The organism is Methylobacterium sp. WL116 (assembly GCF_008039455.1).
Lineage (GTDB): Bacteria > Pseudomonadota > Alphaproteobacteria > Rhizobiales > Beijerinckiaceae > Methylobacterium.
In genome coordinates, this window is the sequence record NZ_VRUV01000740.1 from 1 (window position 1) to 1,721 (window position 1,721).

3 protein-coding genes are annotated in these 1,721 nt (G+C 72.3%); all 3 read right to left on the reverse strand.

Features of this window, described 5'->3' with window-relative positions; genetic code table 11:
* Window positions 1–40: 40 nt before the first annotated feature.
* Complete coding sequence (locus FV223_RS26825) at window positions 41–475, reverse strand: CopG family transcriptional regulator (protein ID WP_147729764.1); 435 nt, start codon at window positions 473–475, stop codon at window positions 41–43.
* Between the two features lie 105 nt (window positions 476–580).
* Entirely contained in the window at window positions 581–1,309 is a 729-nt protein-coding gene (gene dnaQ / locus FV223_RS26830; RefSeq protein WP_147729763.1) for a DNA polymerase III subunit epsilon, read from the reverse strand.
* Between the two features lie 67 nt (window positions 1,310–1,376).
* Window positions 1,377–1,721 (reverse strand): Smr/MutS family protein (locus FV223_RS26835; RefSeq protein ID WP_187276263.1); only part of this gene is annotated, 345 nt, incomplete at its 5' end.

Here is a 1,721-nt window from a genome sequence, read left to right on the forward strand (position 1 = left end):
GAATGGGGCAGGAGGCTCGGAGCGGAGGCTCGGCAGCGCCTCAGCGCAGCCGGTCGGCCAGCGCGGCGCGGACGGCGGGGCTGGCCTGGAGGCTGCCGAGCACGTCGAGGGAGGCGATCGCCGCACGGGCGAGGTCGGGGGTCACGTCGTCGGCGATGGTGGCGAGGCCGAGCACGCGGATGTCCAGCATCCGTCCCTCGGCCCGGGCCGCCTCGAGGCTGGCGCGGTCGATGTGGCGCAGGCCGAGCTCGACGCTACGCCGCGCCATCGACTGGCGCGTCACGTCGGCATGCCGCTCGATCTGGTTGCGGATCGCGGTGCGGATGAAGTCGCTGCGGTTCGAGAACACCCCTTCGGCCACGAGCAGATCGACGTGCCCGAGGTCGACATGCCCGAGGTTGATCGTGATCTTCTCGCTCTCGGGCTGCCGCGCCGCCGGCCGCGCGGGCTTCGGCCGTGCCATCACATCCATCATCGCGACCATCCCGTCACCATCCGTGTGGATGGCATATGGGGGCGCCATATTGCATTGCAATATGGACTTCATGCGATGCACCAACCCGTGAGGGCGGCTCTGCCGTCAGACGGCGGTATCCTCGCCGATGTACTCGGCCCAGATCGCGCTGGCGCCGAGGCCGGCGCGGAATGCGGCGTGGCGCTCGCGCTCGGCGTCGGTCAGGCGGGCGCGGGCGGTGCGGACCGTGCGCACGACGCTCTCGGCGCTGCGGTCGACCACCGCGTCGGCGACCGCGGTCGCGCCGAGATCGAACCCGGTCTGCTTGCCGCCGAGCAGCTCGATGTAGACCTCGGCCAGGATCTGCGCGTCGAGCAGGGCCCCGTGCTTGGTGCGGCGGCTGGTGTCGATGCCGTAGCGGCTGCACAGGGCGTCGAGGTTGGCCGGCGCGCCGGGGTGCTTGCGCCGGGCCATCGGCAGGGTGTCGACCGCGCTCTCGAGGACGATCGGCGGCGGCGCCTTGGCCCCGAGCCGGGCGTATTCCATGTTGAGGAAGCCGACGTCGAACGGCGCGTTGTGGATCACCAGCCGGGCGTCGCCGCAGAACTCGATCAGCGCGCCGGCGATCTCCGAGAACAGCGGCTTGTCGGACAGGAACGTGTCGGACAGCCCGTGCACCTTGAAGGCGCCCTCCGAGACCGCCCGCTGCGGGTTGCAGTACTTGTGGAACGTCCGGCCCGTGGGGATGTGGTTCAGGAGCTCGACCGCGCCGACCTCGATCAGCCGGTCGCCGGTCTTGGGGTCGATGCCGGTGGTCTCGGTGTCGAGAACGATCTCGCGTACGACGTCGTGCATGATGTCCGGTCCCGAACGCTTCCGCGCGTCGCCTACCCGATTAGCCCGCTCGGGTTAACCCGCGCCTTCAGCGCCGCCGCAGGCGGACGTAGAGCGCGCCGGCGCCGCCGTGGTGGCGGGCGGCCTCCTCGAAGCCGAGCACGATCGGGCGCAGCTCCGCGCCGCGCAGCCAGTGCGGCACCGAGCGGCGCAGCACGCCGCGCTCGGCATAGGCGTCCTCGCCGCCCTTGCCGGTCACGACCAGCACCCGCGCATGCCCGGCGGCGCGCGCCCGCATCAGGAAGCCGACCAAGGCCGCGTGCGCCTCGGCCTGATAGAGCCCGTGCAGGTCGATCCGGCCCTCGATCGCCAGCACGCCGCGGCTGAGCCGCTGGCGCTCGCGCCGCTCCAGCCCGGGCGGGGCGGGGCCCGG

Bases quoted from the DNA above. Each gene is read 5' to 3' on its own strand.
- dnaQ (WP_147729763.1), bottom strand. From the start codon at position 1,309: ATGCACGACGTCGTACGCGAGATCGTTCTCGACACCGAGACCACCGGC.
- FV223_RS26825 (WP_147729764.1), bottom strand. From the start codon at position 475: ATGATGGATGTGATGGCACGGCCGAAGCCCGCGCGGCCGGCGGCGCGG.